13 protein-coding genes are annotated in these 18,015 nt (G+C 38.7%); 8 read left to right on the forward strand and 5 right to left on the reverse strand.

Going from position 1 to position 18,015, the window contains the following annotated elements:
* The first annotated feature begins 3 nt into the window (after positions 1 to 3).
* Positions 4 to 195 carry a DUF1289 domain-containing protein gene (locus tag CH362_RS01325; RefSeq protein WP_100708556.1) on the forward strand — a complete coding sequence of 64 codons (192 nt, stop codon included), beginning with the start codon at positions 4 to 6 and terminating at the stop codon, positions 193 to 195.
* 1 nt (position 196) lies between these two features.
* On the opposite strand, the gene CH362_RS01330 is transcribed toward CH362_RS01325, so the two are convergent.
* Positions 197 to 1,321, reverse strand: coding sequence for a glycosyltransferase family 4 protein (locus tag CH362_RS01330; RefSeq protein ID WP_100708557.1), 1,125 nt, complete (start codon positions 1,319 to 1,321; stop codon positions 197 to 199).
* A gap of 140 nt (positions 1,322 to 1,461) precedes the next feature.
* Here CH362_RS01330 and folE point away from each other — a divergent pair, with 140 nt between their 5' ends.
* Positions 1,462 to 2,013 (forward strand): GTP cyclohydrolase I FolE, encoded by a 552-nt coding sequence (gene folE, locus CH362_RS01335; RefSeq protein ID WP_008591026.1) that lies wholly within the window; start codon positions 1,462 to 1,464, stop codon positions 2,011 to 2,013.
* Here the strand turns inward: folE and CH362_RS01340 are convergent.
* Positions 1,970 to 2,713 (reverse strand): lysophospholipid acyltransferase family protein, encoded by a 744-nt coding sequence (locus CH362_RS01340; RefSeq protein ID WP_100708559.1) that lies wholly within the window; start codon positions 2,711 to 2,713, stop codon positions 1,970 to 1,972. The genes folE and CH362_RS01340 overlap by 44 nt on opposite strands.
* A 154-nt stretch (positions 2,714 to 2,867) precedes the next feature.
* Here CH362_RS01340 and acs point away from each other — a divergent pair, with 154 nt between their 5' ends.
* From acs to mtnP, 5 genes are all read left to right on the forward strand, one after another.
* Complete coding sequence (acs, locus tag CH362_RS01345; RefSeq protein WP_100708560.1) at positions 2,868 to 4,835, forward strand: acetate--CoA ligase; 1,968 nt, start codon at positions 2,868 to 2,870, stop codon at positions 4,833 to 4,835.
* Positions 4,832 to 5,629, forward strand: a complete 798-nt coding sequence (locus CH362_RS01350) for a cobalamin-binding protein (RefSeq protein ID WP_100708561.1) — start codon at positions 4,832 to 4,834, stop codon at positions 5,627 to 5,629. The genes acs and CH362_RS01350 overlap by 4 nt, the downstream gene beginning before the upstream one ends.
* Before the next feature lie 66 nt (positions 5,630 to 5,695).
* Positions 5,696 to 7,291 (forward strand): methyl-accepting chemotaxis protein, encoded by a 1,596-nt coding sequence (locus tag CH362_RS01355; protein WP_208859528.1) that lies wholly within the window; start codon positions 5,696 to 5,698, stop codon positions 7,289 to 7,291.
* 61 nt (positions 7,292 to 7,352) lie between these two features.
* Complete coding sequence (locus CH362_RS01360) at positions 7,353 to 8,942, forward strand: methyl-accepting chemotaxis protein (protein WP_100708563.1); 1,590 nt, start codon at positions 7,353 to 7,355, stop codon at positions 8,940 to 8,942.
* Positions 8,943 to 9,021: 79 nt separating this feature from the next.
* Complete coding sequence (mtnP, locus tag CH362_RS01365) at positions 9,022 to 9,885, forward strand: S-methyl-5'-thioadenosine phosphorylase (protein ID WP_100708564.1); 864 nt, start codon at positions 9,022 to 9,024, stop codon at positions 9,883 to 9,885.
* On the opposite strand, the gene CH362_RS01370 is transcribed toward mtnP, so the two are convergent.
* Together CH362_RS01370 and CH362_RS01375 are read right to left on the reverse strand one after the other, a co-directional pair.
* Positions 9,876 to 10,733 (reverse strand): alpha/beta hydrolase, encoded by an 858-nt coding sequence (locus tag CH362_RS01370; protein WP_100708565.1) that lies wholly within the window; start codon positions 10,731 to 10,733, stop codon positions 9,876 to 9,878. The two genes, mtnP and CH362_RS01370, sit on opposite strands and share 10 nt — an antisense overlap.
* On the reverse strand, positions 10,730 to 12,091 hold the full coding sequence (locus CH362_RS01375) for an alkaline phosphatase D family protein (RefSeq protein ID WP_425269002.1): 1,362 nt from the start codon (positions 12,089 to 12,091) through the stop codon (positions 10,730 to 10,732). The genes CH362_RS01370 and CH362_RS01375 overlap by 4 nt, the downstream gene beginning before the upstream one ends.
* A 62-nt stretch (positions 12,092 to 12,153) precedes the next feature.
* Here CH362_RS01375 and CH362_RS01380 point away from each other — a divergent pair, with 62 nt between their 5' ends.
* Positions 12,154 to 13,956 (forward strand): methyl-accepting chemotaxis protein, encoded by a 1,803-nt coding sequence (locus CH362_RS01380; protein ID WP_100708567.1) that lies wholly within the window; start codon positions 12,154 to 12,156, stop codon positions 13,954 to 13,956.
* Position 13,957: 1 nt separating this feature from the next.
* Here CH362_RS01380 and CH362_RS01385 read toward each other — a convergent pair whose 3' ends face one another.
* Positions 13,958 to 17,887: a PAS domain S-box protein gene (locus CH362_RS01385; RefSeq protein WP_100709226.1), complete on the reverse strand. Its 3,930-nt coding sequence runs from the start codon at positions 17,885 to 17,887 to the stop codon at positions 13,958 to 13,960.
* Positions 17,888 to 18,015 lie beyond the last annotated feature (128 nt).

Here is an 18,015-nt window from a genome sequence, read left to right on the forward strand (position 1 = left end):
AGAATGATTGTTCGTTCTCCATGTATCAAAATTTGCAATATGGACTATGACACCGGTCTCTGCGAGGGTTGTTATCGCACCCTAGAAGAGATCGGTAAATGGACTATGTATACGGAAGACGAAAGAAAAACGATCCGACTCAAAATAGAAGAAAGAAAAATTTCTCTCGGAAAACCTTCTTTCAAAAATTCTTAAATCAGCTCTTCAACAACTGCAAATATTCTTCTACAATTTCTATTGCAGATTTTTTCCAATCAAACCTTTTAGAATTTTTTAGACCTGCTTTGGTTTTAGAACTTAGAAGTTTTGGAGATCCTAATAATTTAACTAAGTCAGTTTCAAAAGAGTGAGAATCTGTTGGATCAAAGAAGAATGCAGTATCCTCTAAAATTTCAGGAAGAACGCTTGAGTTAGAAGAATATACAGGACATCCACATGATTGAGCCTCTACAGGAGGAAATCCAAATCCCTCATATAAAGAAGGATAAACAAGTAATCCCGCTACAGAATATAAGGTCGCTAATTCTTGCTCCGACAGATAAGGGACTAATTTGATTCTATCTTCCCAACCTTTTGCATCCTCAACTAAATAGTCAGGAAGTTTTCCACCGGAGCCTGCGATCACCCAATCAGCTTTGATCTTTTTTTCGGACCAAAGTTTTTTAAGAGATTTAAGAACAAATCCTAAATTCTTATGCTCCTTTCCGATCCCAACGCTAAGCAAGTATCCAGATTTGAGTCCATACTGTTTTAGGAACTTCTTCTTTTCTGAATCGCTTTTAGGAGAAAATGTTTTTGAGTCCAAGCCATTATAGATAGTTTTCATCTGAGATGAAGAAAACGAAAAAACTTCTGTAATGTCTTTTGCAGTAAAATCAGAAACAGTAATGATCTTTTTGGACTTCCTCCTAATAAGCAAAAACACAATCTTCATATATGCTTGTTTCAAAAAAGAAGAATGGAATTGTTTCATTCTGAATGGAATGATATCGTGGATGGTAACAACACAACGATCTAGAAATTTTAAAGGCGCGTTGAAATGTGGGATATCCAACAGGTCAAAATCTTTCATTTCAGGAATGCCGAACCATTCTTTGATAGAATAGATCCCTGCATCGTATTCTAAGATTTCGTAACTAGCGAATGCCTTAGGTGAAAGATTCTTTTTTATAAGATCGGGATTTCCCAGAAGCGTAATCTGGATCCCTTTTTTAGAAGCAATATCTCCTAACCAATTCAAAAGTCCTTTGATCCTGGAACCAATCCCTGAATGGGCAATCATCCTTGCATCAAATCCGATTTTGATCCTTCTAGCCTTCATGGAAAATTAAACCATCGTATAGGATGAAGTCGGAATGGCAAGCCAATCGCTTTTCCCCTTGAAAAGAGAAGTAAATTGCCAAGACTTGTCCAGACGAGTCTAACTACATACATTTTCGAAGCGAAGAACGGAGAGACACCTTGGAAAACGAAGTAACGAGTATATTAAAAGCAATCGGAGAAGATCCGAATAGAGAAGGACTTTTAAACACTCCTAAGAGAGTCCGGAAAGCTTATGAATTCCTGACCTCTGGTTATAAGGCGGACATAGATACAATTGTGAATGGAGCAATTTTCGAAGAGGACAGCCAAGGTATGGTCCTTGTCCGAGATATCGAAATGTATTCTCTCTGCGAACATCATCTTCTCCCATTTTTTGGAAAGGCTCACGTTGGTTATATTCCGAATAAAAAGATCATTGGGATTTCCAAGATCCCGCGTATCGTAGACGTATTTGCGAGAAGGTTACAGGTTCAGGAAAGAATGACTGAACAAATAGCATACGCCCTAATGGAAGTTTTAGATCCTTTGGGCGTTGCAGTAGTCATCAAAGCAAAACATCTTTGTATGATGATGAGAGGAGTAGAAAAACAAAACTCCGAACTTTTCACTTCTTGTATGCTCGGAGAATTTAAAACGAATATGGTGACTAGGAGCGAGTTTCTGGATTTAATTCGGACCGGTTCGACCTAGAAGAAGATTTAACTCTAAGTTCTTCTGCTTTTTGCTCTGCTCGACTTTTATTTTCGAGCATTGCTTTCTCCACTTTTAATCTTTCTCTTTCGAAGCCAGCCTCATCTAGATCTCTTGGGATCATGATTGGTTCTCCGTAAGAGATTACAAAGGTTGTGAAAGGTTTTGGGATCCTATGTTTGTCCCAAGACTTCTCCGCAATCCATTGTTTTGTACATTCATAATGAAAAGGTAAGATTGGGACCTGAGAGACTTGGGCCGCGGCAATCACTCCAGGTTGAACAATCCAAGCTGGACCTCTAGGCCCATCAGGAGTAAATGCTGCAGGAAGATTTTTTCTCAAGTGAACGATCATTGCCTTAAGTGCTTTTGATCCACCTTTGGAAGAACTACCACGAATACTTCCGTTACCGAATCTATGCACTACTCCGGTAATAAAATCTCCGTCTTTAGATTCAGAGATCAAAACTGCTAACTTACGATTCTTATTCAAGTATGGTGAATAAAGAACGTTCGTATGCCAAACACAGAGGATAAACGGTTTCTTCAAAGGATAAAGAGAATTAAAATGCTCCTTTCCTAATTCTACCTTTCTTGAGGTGAGTCCGATGATCCTTTGTAAAAAAACTACAATGGTAGGTACCAACCAAACTAAGAACCTACGCTTAAAACTTTCCCGAGTATCCAATTTTTCCGACATTGAGGCGAGCCTGCTGAAATGTGGTCGGGGGAGAATTCTTTTTTTACATAACAGGCGCGATTTTAAATAAAAAACTCTCCTAAAAGTGGGTTAGAGAATGAGTGGACAATACTGAAATTAAAAAGTTTCGTATTCGATTGCGAAGGAATAAGCCATGTCGAAAGAAAGAATCGTCCAGCCGTTCGCTAATTTCAAAAAAACGGCAAATATCACCCTCAAAGATTATAAAGCATTATATAAAGAATCCATAGAGAATCCTAAAAAGTTCTGGGCCAGAGAAGCTTCTACCCGACTTACCTGGTTCAAAAAGTGGACCAAAGTTTTAGATCACGATTTTAAGAATGCAAAAGTAAAATGGTTCGAGGGAGGCAAATTGAATGTCTCCTATAATTGCCTCGACCGTTATATAGATACTCCTTTAAAAAATAAGGCGGCTATCATTTGGGAAGGCGATAATCCCCAAGAATCTAAAACTTATACCTATTACGATCTTTATCGTGAAGTGAATAAGTTTGCAAACGTTCTCAAAAGTTCAGGTATCAGAAAAGGCGACGTGGTAATGGTTTACCTGCCAATGATCCCTGAACTTGCTATTACAATTCTTGCATGTACTAGAATTGGCGCGATCCACTCTGTAGTGTTCGGAGGTTTTTCTCCGGAGGCTCTGCAAAGTAGGATAGAAGATTGTAAACCAAGACTGATCGTAACTTCCGACGGAGGTTATAGAGGTGGAAAAAGTCTAGACCTCAAAAAAGCTGTGGATACTGCTTTGGATCAATCTTCTGAAAAAGTAAATAATGTGATCGTTGTCAGGAGAACCGGACAAGAAACAGAACTAAATTGGAAAGAAGGAAGAGATCGTTGGTGGCATTATTTAATAAACGATCCGAATCTTCCTGCTTATTGTAAGCCGGAGCAAATGGATTCGGAAGATCCTTTGTTCATTCTATACACTTCAGGTTCTACAGGGAAACCTAAAGGAGTTCTTCATACAACTGGAGGATATCTTTTAGGGGTCAATATGACCTTTCATTATGTTTTTGATATCAAACCTACAGATACATATTGGTGTACTGCTGATATTGGTTGGGTAACTGGTCATAGTTATTTAGTGTATGGCCCACTTTCTAATGGAGCTACTTCTATCATGTTTGAAGGAGTTCCTACATATCCTGATGTGGGAAGATTCTGGGATGTGATCGATAAACACGGAGTTACAGTATTCTACACTGCGCCTACTGCCATCCGTTCATTAATGAGAGAAGGAACAGATCCTATCGAAAAAAGAAACCTAAGCACTCTTAGATTGATTGGATCCGTGGGAGAACCTATCAATCCTGAAGCTTGGGAATGGTATTTTAAATATGTAGGAAAATCCAAATGTCCTATCGTAGACACTTGGTGGCAGACAGAAACTGGAGCGATCATGATCTCTCCTTTGCCTGGGGCAATTGCACAAAAACCTGGATCTGCAACTCTTCCCTTCTTCGGAGTTCAACCTGTTCTTTTAAATGATGAAGGAAAAGAGATTAACTCCAAAGGAGAAGTTTCCGGAAACTTAGCGATCAAATCTCCTTGGCCTTCCATGATGAGAGGAGTGTTTAAGGACCCGAAAAGATTTTTCGATACCTACTTCTCCATTTATAAAGGATACTATTTTACCGGAGACGGAGCAAGAAGAGACAAAGACGGATATTATTGGATCACTGGTCGTGTAGACGATGTAATTAACGTATCAGGTCATAGGATCGGCTCAGCGGAAGTAGAAAGTGCACTTGTAGAAAATCTTTCCGTTGCAGAAGCAGCGGTTGTAGGATTTCCACATGATATCAAAGGCCAAGGAATTTATGCGTACGTCACAGTAAAAGAAGGTGTGACTACAAATGATTCTCTTAAAAAAGAACTGATAACCACTGTGGAAAAAATGATCGGAAAGATCGCAAGACCTGATGTGATCCATTGGGCACCCGGACTTCCTAAAACAAGATCTGGAAAAATTATGAGAAGGATCTTGCGTAAGATCGCATCCGGCGAATTCGAAGGTTTAGGAGATATCTCCACCTTGGCTGATCCAAGTGTAGTTGAAAAATTAATAGATGATAAGAAGAAGTATCACAGTTGAGTAAAATCGGTCCGCAAAGAATCGTATGTTTAACTGAAGAGACCACGGAACTTCTCTATTTATTAGGAGAAGAAGAAAGGATCGTGGGAATCTCCGCGTATACAGAAAGACCTCCTCAGGCAAAAGAAGAAAAGCCTAGAGTATCCGCTTTTATTAACGGAAACATTAAGAGGATCAAAGAACTGGATCCAGATCTGGTCGTTGGTTTTTCGGATATTCAGGCACAACTTTCTCATGATCTAGTAAAAGAAGGACTGAATGTTCTGATCACTAATCAAAGAAGTTTGGAGGAAATTTTCCAAACCATTTTGATGGTGGGATCATTGATCGGAAAAACGGAACAGGTTTCGAAACTTGTAGAATCGTATAAGGAAAAATTAAACGATATCAAAGAACGTTCTTCTTCTAAACCAAAACTTAAGGTGTTTTTCCAAGAATGGGACCATCCGATTATAACAGGGATCAGATGGGTTTCCGAATTATTGGAGATTGTAGGAGCAGTAGATTGTTTCGGTCATTTGAAAGAAAAATCCTTGGCCAAAGACAGGATTATAAGTCTCCAAGAAGTAGCTGATGCAAAACCGGATCTGATTATCGGAAGCTGGTGCGGAAAACCTATGGACTTCGAATGGGTGCGCACCAGAGAAGAATGGAGAGACATTCCAGCGATCAAAAACGATAAAATTTTCGAAATGGATCCTGCGATCATTTTACAACCTGGGCCGGCCTTATTTGAAGAAGGCATCCTAGAAATGGATCGTATTTTAGAAGAAGTGAGATCTTCTCATTCTTAAGATCCGAAACTAATATTAGGCGAATTTAATAAATTAAAATCTGCCGGAAGGTGAATGATGAATTCCATGGTAAATTCCGCGATCTCTAAAGAATCGTCTATAGCGAAAATCTGGACGAACGGTGCTATCGTTATCAACCGGATCCGCTTAGGATTAGTAGTTCTTTTTATTCTAACCTTGATCGGGGTTTCTAAAACAAACCATCCCACTCAGGTAATCGCTCATTCTGTGGGAACAGGTTTGATGGCATTATACTGCATCTTCGAATTTTTTCTGGCGAGAGGTGGAAAGGTTGGGATCAGATTCCAAAAGACATTAGTGATTTTGGACGTAATCATTCTTTCTGCGATCATGGCTGCTGACTGTAGTATCGGTGCGATAGTGGCGAGAGATACCCTTGCAAACATGATCCTATTCTTCATTTATTTTTATATAATGATCTATTCTTCTTTATTGGGAGAAAAAAAATTCGTACTTCTTATTGGTTTATTGACCGCCATCGGAGTTGCAATCGCACTTTATGTAGGCTGGAAAAGTGGACTTATATTAACTGAGAATGCAAGTAAGGCAAAAGACCCTGACACTCTGATCTTCTCCGTTCAAATCGTAAAGATCGGTTTTATGATCACTGCAAGTGTGATCCTATACCAATTGATGAGATTATTCGAAAATCTCACTGCAGAAGGTTCTAGATTATTTGGAGAATCCCAAGTATTCTTAACTCAAATCAAAAATAACCAAAACATCATTCGCAACTCAGCGGAAAACTTAGAAACATCTATTAAAGAATTTGCAGGTTATATTGCAAGGACTGGAGAAAAGATGGAATCCCAAGCTGCCGCTTTGGAGGAAGTAAATGCAGTATTAGAAGAACTTTCTGCATCTTCTATCAATAATACTCAATCGATTGAAACTCAAAATGAAGGTATTTCGGGATTAGCTTCCAACTCTCAAAAGCTGGGAGGTATCATAGGAGATATTACAGAATACAGCGAAACACTTTCCGTATTTGCAGAAGAGAACAAAGCAGATATGGAGAATGTTACCATCGCCGCCGAAAAAACGAATTCATATCTCGCAGACATTGCAAACTCATTCAATAAAGTTGATGAGATCAACCAGATCATGGGGGAGATTGCAGATAAAACAAACCTTCTCGCATTAAACGCGTCTATCGAGGCAGCTAGAGCAGGAGTTGCAGGAAGAGGATTCGCTGTAGTAGCAAACGAAGTCAGCAAGCTTGCAGATTTCACTTCTGAAAATGCAAAATCCATCTCTTCTATCGTGAAACAATCTCAGAGTTTTATCAACGAAGCAAAAGTCGCTTCAGCAGAAACCGGAGATTTAACTGAAAAACAAAAATTCAAACTGATCCAAACCACTGATCGTATCGTCCAAATGAACGAGCTCTATAAGGAGCAAAAATTCATTCTCAAAAGTTTCCTAAACGAGTTGGATACAATCAAGTCTGCGTCCACGGATATTCTGGAATCCACAAAAGAACAAACTCTAGGTCAGAACGAGTTGATGAAGACAATGAGTCAGTTGGAAAAAGACATAAACGAGATCAGTGAAGAATCCACCAAACTGAACACTGAGATCGACAAGATCAATAGCCAAGCTTCAGAGTTAAGAGTATTGAGCGGACATTCTTCCGAATAAAAGAACACCAACGTTAGTCTGATTAGGGAAATTCCGTCTACTTATCTTAGTCGAGGTAAGAATGGAAACTTCCCATCTAAAAACCGAGTCCACGATTTTACAAATCTGGAAGAACGGAGCTATCGTAATCAACCGGATCCGATTGGGCTTGGTCTTACTTTTTATTATTTCCTTAGCGGGAGCTTATAAAAGTTTTCAACCTCTACAATTTCTAGTCCATGCAGGTGGCACCGCCTTCATGGGCATTTACTGCATTTTCAATTTTGTAGTGAATCGTAAAAGGAATATGTCTATCGGATACCATAAACTTTTTGTGTTATTCGATGTGAATGTTCTAAGCGCCACCTTGATCTTGGACACTTTCGTTTCTCCGGACGTTGCAGCTGGGACATTAAAGAACGTTGTCTTATTCTTCATTTATTTTTACATAATGATCTATTCCTGTCTTTTAGGAGAAAGGGTTTTCGTTTTGATCGTTGGAGCATTCTCTACTGCAGGTGCAATCATTGCTCTTGTATGTGCGCTTCAAAATGGCGTCGGGTTTGTGAATGATCCGGAAGCAGCAAAACTTCCCTATAACCTAAGCGGTTCTACTGAGATTATCAAGATTGCATTCATATTTGTTGCAAGTGTGATACTTGCCCAGCTAATGAGATTATTTTTAAGATTAACGGAAGAAGGAAATCGCCTCCATACCGATTCCAAAGAGCTACTCGAAAAATTAAGCGAGAATCAAACAATCATTAAAGATTCTGCAATTAGTTTGGAAGATTCTATCGTTAAATTTGCACAGTTCATCAATCGCACTGGAGAAAAGATGGAATCCCAGGCTGCTGCTTTGGAAGAAGTTAATGCAGTGTTAGAAGAACTTTCCGCCGCTTCTACAAATACTTCTAGATCGATTGAATCACAGAATATTAGTTTGAGCGAACTTTCAGATGATTCTAAGAAGTTGGGCGAAATAGTTTCTAATATCACAGGTTATAGTGAGGCACTTTCTACATTCGCAAATGATAATAAAGCGGATATGGAGAATGTGACAATCGCCGCTGAAAAAACAAAATCCTATCTTGCTGATATCGCGGGCTCCTTTGACAAGGTGGATCAGATCAACCAGATCATGGGAGAAATTGCAGATAAAACGAACCTTCTCGCATTAAACGCATCTATTGAAGCTGCCCGTGCGGGAGAAGCAGGGAGAGGATTTGCAGTAGTAGCAAACGAGGTCAGCAAGCTCGCAGATTTCACTTCTGAAAATGCAAAATCCATTTCTGCAATCGTAAGACAGTCTCAGAGTTTTATCCAAGAAGCAAAAATTGCATCTGCAGAAACAGGAGATCTGACCGAAAAACAAAAATTTAAAATCCTGGAAACGTCTGATAGGATCGTTCAGATGAACAAACTTTATCTGGAACAAAGAAATATTATCCGTAAGTTCTTAAGTGAATTGGAAAGTATCAAATCAGTTTCAAATGAGATCCATGAATCTGAAAAAGAACAATCCTTGGGCCAAAAAGAAATGATCCGAACCATGTCCCAACTAGAAAAAGATATTAATGAAATTAACGAAGATTCAGCTAGCTTAAACTCAGAGATTGATCGGATCAAAACGAAGGCTTCTGAACTAAAAGTATTGAGCGATAATTCCTAAAACCTTTTCATTTCCTTCTTCTTTACAATAGGACCTATATTTCGATATATGGAATTTATTCCGATTCAAGGAGAAGGATATGGGGACTAAAGTAAAAGCTGCAGTTATCGGAGGCACAGGTCTCTATAGTCTGGATGGAATGGAACTCGTCGAAGAAGTTCTTCCAGAAACTCCTTGGGGCAAACCTTCCGACACGATCAAGATCGGAAAGATCCATGACAAACTAATCGCATTTCTCCCTCGCCATGGTGTGGGACATTTTATCATGCCTCACGAAGTCCCAACAAAGGCAAACATCTGCGCACTTAAAATTTTAGGCGTAGAGGAAATAGTAGCATTTAGCTCCGTTGGAAGTTTGAGAGAAGAGATCAAACCTTTGGACTTCGTCCTCCCAAGCCAAATCATAGACAGAACGAGAGGAAGAGAGTCCACATTCTTCGGAAAAGGTGTAGTGGCTCATGCTCCTTTCGCAGATCCTTTCTCTCAAAATTTAAGCGATAGAATTAATAAAGCTGCCGCAAAAGTAAATCTTCCGATCCACCAAAACAAAACTTTGGTTTGTATGGAAGGTCCTTTATTCTCTACAAGAGCAGAATCTCATATGTATCGTTCTTGGGGTGGAGACATCATCAATATGAGTGTTCTTCCAGAATCAAAACTTGCAAGAGAAGCAGAGATCGCTTACCAAATGGTCTGTATGTCCACCGACTACGATTGTTGGAGAGAAAATGAAGAAGCAGTCACTGCAGAAATGGTGATGGCAAACCTTGGAAAGAACGCAGAAAATGCTAAAAAACTTTTGAGCGCTCTGATCCCTGCACTTGGAAACGGAGATGATCTGAGTTTAAAGAATAGTACCAAGTATTCTATCATCACAGCACCTGAACGCAGAAATCCGGACACTGTTGCAAAACTGAAAGTGTTATTCCCGGATTATCTCTGAGAATTTGATTTTCTTCGGTTTAAATGGACCGCTCCTAAAATATTAGCCAATCCCTTTTGGTATTCTGGAAAGAAGGAGAGATTATTATGATTTCCTCCTTCTATTTCCAGAAACTCTATTTTAACTCCAGATTCCAAAGCGGTTTTGAATAATTTCTTTCCTTGTCTGAATGGAACGATCTCGTCTTCGTTTCCATGTATGATTGTTACTGGAGAATGTAATTTCCCGATCTTATTTTCTGACCTAAGAGAATAAGCTAAAAACCATTCAGGCACAAATGGGTAATATTCTTTTGCTAGATCTGCCAAAGAAGTATAAGGAGTTTCTAATATAATATAACCTGGATTTGTTTTGGTTCCTAAATCTACTACAACTCCAGTTCCTATAGATCTTCCATAAAGAATGATCTCATTTTCTTTTTTCAATTTATCCGTTTTCAAATATTCATACCAGCGTTCTGCATCCTGGTACATTCCCTTCTCGCTTAGCTTGGCTCTACTTTTGCCATAACCCCTATAATCGGTCATAAGAAGGTCCCAACCTCTTGGGACAAAGTCCTCTGCAACTCCGCCCCAACTTCTTAAACTCCCTGCGTTTCCATGAAAATACAGAACAGTACCTTTGGAAGGACCTTGGGCGGGAAAGAATAATGCATATATTTTCTCTCCATCCTCTAACTCTAAAGAAACCTCCTGGAATGTATAAGGGAAGGAGAAGTGAAAATCCTCAGGCAAAATTTCAGGGAAGAAAATCAGCTTGTCCTGATTTGAATATAACAAGCCGAAAAGCCCCAGAAAAATAATGAATATAACCGAAAGAAGATATAACATAAATTTTTGGATTTTCATTTGGCCTTTATATCCCTGGACCAAAGTTCTATTCCGGCAGAATCAAAAACTCTAAACACCAAGCTCCTTTGTTTTAAGGGACCTGTAATTTCTATCGTTCCAAAATTTCTTTTATCATCCACCATTGTACCTTCTATCCTTAATGGATTTTTTTCGGTAATCGGTGGATGTGTAGAAGAAGTTAAAGGTGAAACTGTAAAATCATATACTGGATATTCGAATCCTTCCTGAATATATGATAATTCTGTAAAGTGTCTATCTCCGGTCAAAAATACCAGGTTTTTTATCTTCAATTTGGAGATTTTGGAAAGAAGTTTTTCCCTTTCTTCTGCATATGTTGAATAATTTTCAAAGACGGATAACGGATTTAAGACCTGGCCACCAACTACTACAAACTTAAAAGTCGCTTTGGAAAATGCTAGGCCATTCACCAGCCAATCCAGTTGTTCTTCTCCGAAAAATGATCTGGGGCCAGTTTTATTATCATTTGCAGTCCTAAAACTACGATCGTCCATCAAAAAGAATTGTGCATCTCCCCAGGTGAAAGAACCGTATATTCCTTTTTTCGAATAGTTTGGGTTTGCCCAAAATAGTTTGAAAATTTCTTCTGCGGTAGCACCCATCCAAAAGGAGCCGTCTCCATCATTTGGCCCCCAGTCATGATCATCCCAAACAGCATAATGATGAACATTTGCAAGTAATGGTTGGAGTTCCGCCAAAGACCTTTGTTCTGTATAACGATAAATGAATCCAGTTCTAGATTCCCAATCAGGTTCTCTTAGATAAATATTATCTCCCATCCAAAGCATGAAATCCGGCTTTTGAGCAGAGATGGATTTGTAGATAAAATATTCTCCGCCGTATGGTTTTGCTTGTGTATCGTATTTAGGATCGTTTACGAACGCGCAACTTCCCAATGCAAATTTGATATCCGGAGGACCACTTGGCTTTCCTATCCAAATAGGTTGCGCTCTAAATTTTTGTTCCGACTTAGGTTCTTGGTATTTTCCGTTTACATAAATTATATATTCGTATGTTTTTCCAGGTTCCAATACGTCCGCGATCAAATGAGCAACATTCCCTTTATGATGTTCTGTATTTACTTCTCGAGTTACATGACTTTGTTCTGAATTTCCGGAAATAAAATATTTCGCATAAACTTTAGAAGGATTCTTAGTCTGAACCCAAATTTTCACTTCTTTATGAGTTGAGTAGCCTAACATCGGCCCCGATTGGATACTAGAAGGCGAGGCTGTGTCGGTTGACTGACTTTTTCCATAAATTGCAAAATCGATGTAAAAGAATCCAAACAGTAAAATCAACAAAGAGGTGGATGATAAAAGCGATATGCGTCTCATTGTCATGAAATATCTTGAAGCCTTAGGCTTCTTTCAAATCAAAAAAAAGGGAAAGAACGGAAATGACGAGGGGAGAATCTAGAAAACTCAGATGGAGACTGACCTTAGGCTTGGAGCTACTAACTTCAGTTCTTGCCGTCCCTTTGGCCGTTTTATTTATTATCGCTGCCGGAGCGTATGATTTCAATAAGGCGATTGCACTCATTGGGTCGTCCACAGTCGTATTGACCACCTCATATTTTTTCCCTACAATACGATTTTTATATTTAGGAAGGCTCTTATCGAAGCTGGAACCCAATAATTGGGAAAAGTTAAACACAAAAGGAAAGGTAGATGTTAAGAAAAAACTTCTGAACTTCCCTCTTCTCAACACTGGATTTTATATCGTACAATGGAGTTACGGAATTCCAGCAGCTTGGAAAATGATGCATTTATTCTTCATCCCCGAATTTTTCGAGTCTGCTCCATTTCTGCTCTTACCTTTGATCATTTACCCTACTTTAGGAATTTCTCATTTCTTTTTAACCGAATCCGTACTCGCAGAAGTGCTGGAATCAGATAGATTAAATGGCCTTCCGTTAGAGGAAAAAGATATTCGTAAGGTTTCTATCTTCATAAGGATTATTTCTACAATCGCATCAATCGCTATGCTGCCTGTGGTGATCTTCGGATATCTTTTAGTAGAAGAGACTTCTGGTTGGTTGAAACTGGGAGATGTTACCTTAGCACTTTCCCTCACTATAGTTTTTATGGTGATCACTCTTACTATCTCTTCGTATCTATTGGCTTCCAGTATTCGTAGGAACTCTAAAAATATGATGAATGCGTTTACGGAAATGTCCCAAGGTGAATTGAACATCCTACTTCCTATGGTTTCAACGGATGAACTGGGAAGAAGTAGCAAAATGTTAAACGATTTTGTGAAACGACTTAGGATCGTTGTTAAGACTGTAATTAAAGAATCAGAAAAACTTTCTCAAAGTTCCAGAGTTTTAGAAGAAAAAACAAAAGGTCTTTCTATAAAAATGCAAGAACAAGCTGCTTCCACTGAACAGATGAGTTCAGGGGTAGAAGAAATTGCGGCATCTATTCAATCTACTTCCTCCAGAGCTGAAAGCCAATCAGATACTGTAGAACAAGCATCTGCATCTCTTATCGAACTCGAAGATAGAATCCGCAATGTTCATACTTCTCTTATGGATACAAAAAACGACGCGGAAAGAATGAGATTAGAAACTTCTAATGGAGAATCCGCGCTACAGTCAACCCGAGAAGCAATGGCAGAGATAGAATCCAATACAGCTAAAATGGAAGCGAGTGTGAATGTGATCCATGAGATTACGGATCGAATCGGACTTCTTTCATTGAATGCAGCTATTGAAGCTGCCCGTGCTGGAGAAGCAGGAAAAGGTTTTGCAGTAGTAGCTCAGGAAATTTCCAAACTGGGAGAACAAACCCAGGAAAATGCAAAAAGGATCCGAGCAACATTAGCAGAAGCAGTAAAGGCAACCAACTCAGGAAGAGAAGTTTTAGGAAACACTGAAGTCGCTTTCAGAAGAATAGGAGATACTGCCCAAAATACATCTCAAAGAATTTTGCAGGTGTCTTCCTTATCTGAATCGCAGTTAATCGCAAGCGCTCAGGTAAAGAACGCATTTTCTGAACTGATCCGATCTGCAGAAGAGATCCGAAATCATACAAAAGAACAATCCCAAACTTCTTTAGAATTTTCTAAAACGATTGGAAGTATTTCAGAAGCTACTGAGTTTTTGAATGGGATAGTAAACGATATTGATTCTCTTGCCGAGAAGCTGGCTCAGCAAGCAAGCTCATTGAAAAAAGAAGTAGAATTCTTTAAAACCTAAATTACATCTTAGGAAGAAGTACTTTAAATACTGTCTTCCCAGGTTTGGAGTTGAATTCTATTCTTCCTCCATGTTTTAAAACGATCCTTCTGGAAATATCTAGGCCAAGACCGCTTCCTTCTCCAGGAGCTTTAGTGGTATAAAAAGGATCAAATATTTTAGATTTAATTTCCAATGGAATACCAGGACCGTTATCCGAAATTAGAACGGAAACATCAGAGTCAGAATCCAAAATGGAAATTTTAATCTTTCCTTTGAACTGCATGGCTTGAAGAGAATTGTAAATTAAGTTTGTCCAAACCTGGATCAAATCATCTGGATACGCATGGATAATCGGTCTTGCTTGGAAGTCCAATTCTACTTCTACTCCATTTTTGATCTGATTATGATAGATTGTAAGAACAGTCTCTATATTTTCTGCAAGATCTGTTTCGATCTTACCTTCTCCAGAATCGATATGGGCAAAACTTTTAAGAGCATAAACTATCTTAGAAGTTCTATCCACCGCCAGACGAATAGATGCAGCATTTTTATATGTTTGGATCTCTTCGATCGCAAAATCCAAAAGCGCAAGATTTGACTTAGCTTCAAAAATTTCCGGAAATTCTTCAGTGGAATGATAAAGCCCTACGTCCATCAATCTGTCTGCAAGATCATATGAATTTTCAAAACCAAGATCGCTCAGTGTATTTTTTAATTTTTTAAGAACATTCCTTCTTTCTTCTCTTGAAACCTGAATTTCTTTATTCGAAATTCCTGCACGAATAAACTCTGATAACCGTTTGATATAACTCGGTTCTGTGTCTGCAAAGACTGGACCCAACTTTTTCAAACGTTCCGGAGAAGAATCTAAATAAGCTCTTAATTCACCGCTTAATGCAGAGATTGCTCCTAACGGGTTATTGATCTCGTGAGCAATACCAGCAACCAACTGTCCGAGTGCGGCCATCTTTTCAGAAAGAATAAGCTGGTCCTGGGTCTTTTTCAAGTTATCCAAAGCAGAAGCGAGCTCAGATGTACGGATCAGAACTGCGTGTTCCAATTCTTCTTTTGCTTCTCTTCTTTCAGAATTTAATAATAGCTGAGTGACTTGTTCTGCAACTGTGACTACGAATTGTTGTTCGAAACCTTTCCATTTGCGAAGAGTGCCTCTATGTTCTAAACAAATGACTCCATAAATTTCACCTCTTAAAAAGATGGGGGCATCTAACAAAGATTGAATGCCGAGAGGAATACTATACGTTTCCGCAAATTCAGAAGTCCTTGGATCGTTAACCACATCATATGCATCCACAAATCTTTCCGTCTTTATCGATGCAAAATAACGAGGATATTGTTTTAGATCCATTGCGACAGGATCCATATGCGTTTGAAATTTTTGATCCCAGCCTGAAACCAAAGACCAAACAGTTTTTTCTTTATCAGAAAAAAGCCATATAGAGGCACGATCACATCCCAAAGTTTCCGTGCACATCTTGACTATATTATTCAAACCTGCAGAAATATTACCCGAAGCAAAATCAGGATCTGTCGCCATATTCAATAGAACTCTTGCCTGTTCGGAAAGTTTTAAGTTCTCTTCTTCTTTTTCCCTGGCTGCAGCCTTTCCTGCAGTATTATCTTTTGTAATAGCTACGATTGCGGGTCTTCCTACTAAATTTACAATACGACCCGAAAAAATTGAATCTACCCTAGTTCCATCCTTTCTAATAAAAGGTATATCAAGATCCCTTAATATTCCTTCTTCTTTCATTTGATTTACTAATTTATGTTTGAGATTAGGATCAGGCCAAATCCCAAGATCTATTGAGTTCTTTCCGATCGCTTCTTCTTTCGTGTATCCGAACAAATCATAGAACATTGAGTTTACACTTATATACTTACCAGTTTCTAGATCAGAAATACATATTGTATCCGGATTTAGATCGAATACTTTTTCGAAAAGGTCTTTGCTTTCCTCTAACTGGAGAAGATACTGATCTCTTTCTTGTTCTATTTTTTTATTGTCAGTTACGTCGATCAGCAGAGCCAAAAGCATCGTTCTGTCGCCGATTTTAAATATCCTATTACCAGAAATCACATGTCTTTCGGTATTATCAGATCGATTGATAGTTGCTTCTATATTTTTGGACCAACCAAATTCTTCTAATTCTTTGAGGATCTTTGCTCTATCTAAAGGTCCTTTCCATATCCCTAATTCGAAGGAAGTTTTTCCTATAATCTCTTCTCTTGAATAGCCGATTAGCTCGCAGTATGCTTGGTTGATCTCTTTGTAAGTTCCGGTTTCTAGATCGGAAAGAGAAACGGCCGCGGGATTCATCTGGAAAATTTTCTCGAAAAGTTCCTTATTATGTCGAACTTCTGCGTTCAATTTCCTGGTTTGTTCTTCTGCTTCTAGACGATCTCTAATATCTGTTGCAAGAGAGATAACGTGAGGTCGACCGTTTAATTTTACGATCCTTCCGGAATATAGAACAGGAATGCCAGTGCCATCAGCAGCTCGAAAAACTGTTTCGATATTACTGACCTCACCTTTCTCATCTAGTTGTTTATAAATTTCGGCCCTTCTATCCGGATCGTAATCCCAAACCTTGATATCGGTAGTAAGCTTTCCGATCACTTCAGATCTTTTGAGTTTTATAACTTCTAAAAATCTTTCGTTCACATCTATGATCTTTCTGGAAACCAAATCAGTAAGAACTACTGCAGAAGGAATTAATTGAAATAATCTTTGGAAAAGTTCCTTACTCTTTTCTAACTCAGAAGCAAGGTTTTCTAAGTCGGCTTGTGCTTCTTTGATATGAGTGATATCGTGACCAACGGCTAAGATCTTTTTTTCACCGCCAGCTTCTATTACTCTAGCGGAGAATAGAATGGACCGGATCTTTCCATCCGCAGTGCCCATCTTCACTTCTAAATTGTCTACAGCACCTTTTTGGAGTAGAAGCCCACGGATAATTTCTCTATCACTTAGATCGTAATAGACTCCTAGATCAGCAGGCGACTTGCCTATGATTTCTTCGCTTGTTTTTCCAATCAGACTTAAAAATAGATCATTTGCATCTAGGTAAGTTCCATCAGATTTGGACAATGTGATCGCAGTAGGATTTAATCGAATGATCTGATTTAATATTTCTTGGTTCTCTTTTAGCTCATCTAAAAGTTTTTGTTTTTCTACTTCTTCTTTTACCCTGTCTGTAATTGGAACCGTGATCGTAAGAAGTTTTAAGGAACCCGCATATTCAATCGGGTGGGCGGAGAAGAGTCCCCAAAATTCTTCTCCAAGCTTATTCGTAAAACGTAATTCTATATCTCGGACAAAACCTTCTTTTTTGATCGCTTCTACTATATCCGCTCTTGTTTCTGCAGAACTCCAGAAGCCAAGGTCTAATGCACTTTTACCAACGATTTCATCCTCAGAATATTTTACCTGGAGACAAAACTGTCTGTTTACTTTGAGATATTTTCCTGTTTCGATCTCTGTGATCGCCATAGGCAAAGGATTCATATCGAAAAATTTTTCGAGAGCTCTCCATCCTATCTCCGGATGAGTTATATCTTCTTTAGAAAGTTCACTTTGTTGTTTAGGAGAGCGAATGTGGATCCAGGTTGTAGATTCTGGATCAGACTCACCTTGGATCTTAAAACCTTGGCAGTAGAATGTCCTGATCTCTTTACTCTTAAGCAAAAAGTAGCCCAAATACCAGTTTGTCTTTTCTTCTTTTTTGAGATTTTCAAAAATCCCGTTTCGAATATCAGAGATCAGATTAAAATCTATCTCCTTCAACTCTTTGTAGGAATAGCCTAAGATCTGTAATGCAGCAGGATTTGCTTCGATCAGATTTCCAGAGGAGGAGAATACAAGAACTCCGTCCCCGATCCTTTCGAAAAACTGTCTGAGGATGTTGAGCTGTGAAAGGGAAGATTCCAAACTTTTATCACCAAGGGAATAAGCCCTCAAATACTAATGGACTAAATAACGCTAGAAACTACTTTTCTAAAACTTTCATTTTTTTTCCAAAATTTAAGAAAGTTGTGATCCTCAAGGACGCGTTACTC

It is taken from the genome of Leptospira saintgironsiae (genome assembly GCF_002811765.1).
In the GTDB taxonomy this organism is placed as follows: Bacteria; Spirochaetota; Leptospiria; order Leptospirales; family Leptospiraceae; genus Leptospira_B; species Leptospira_B saintgironsiae.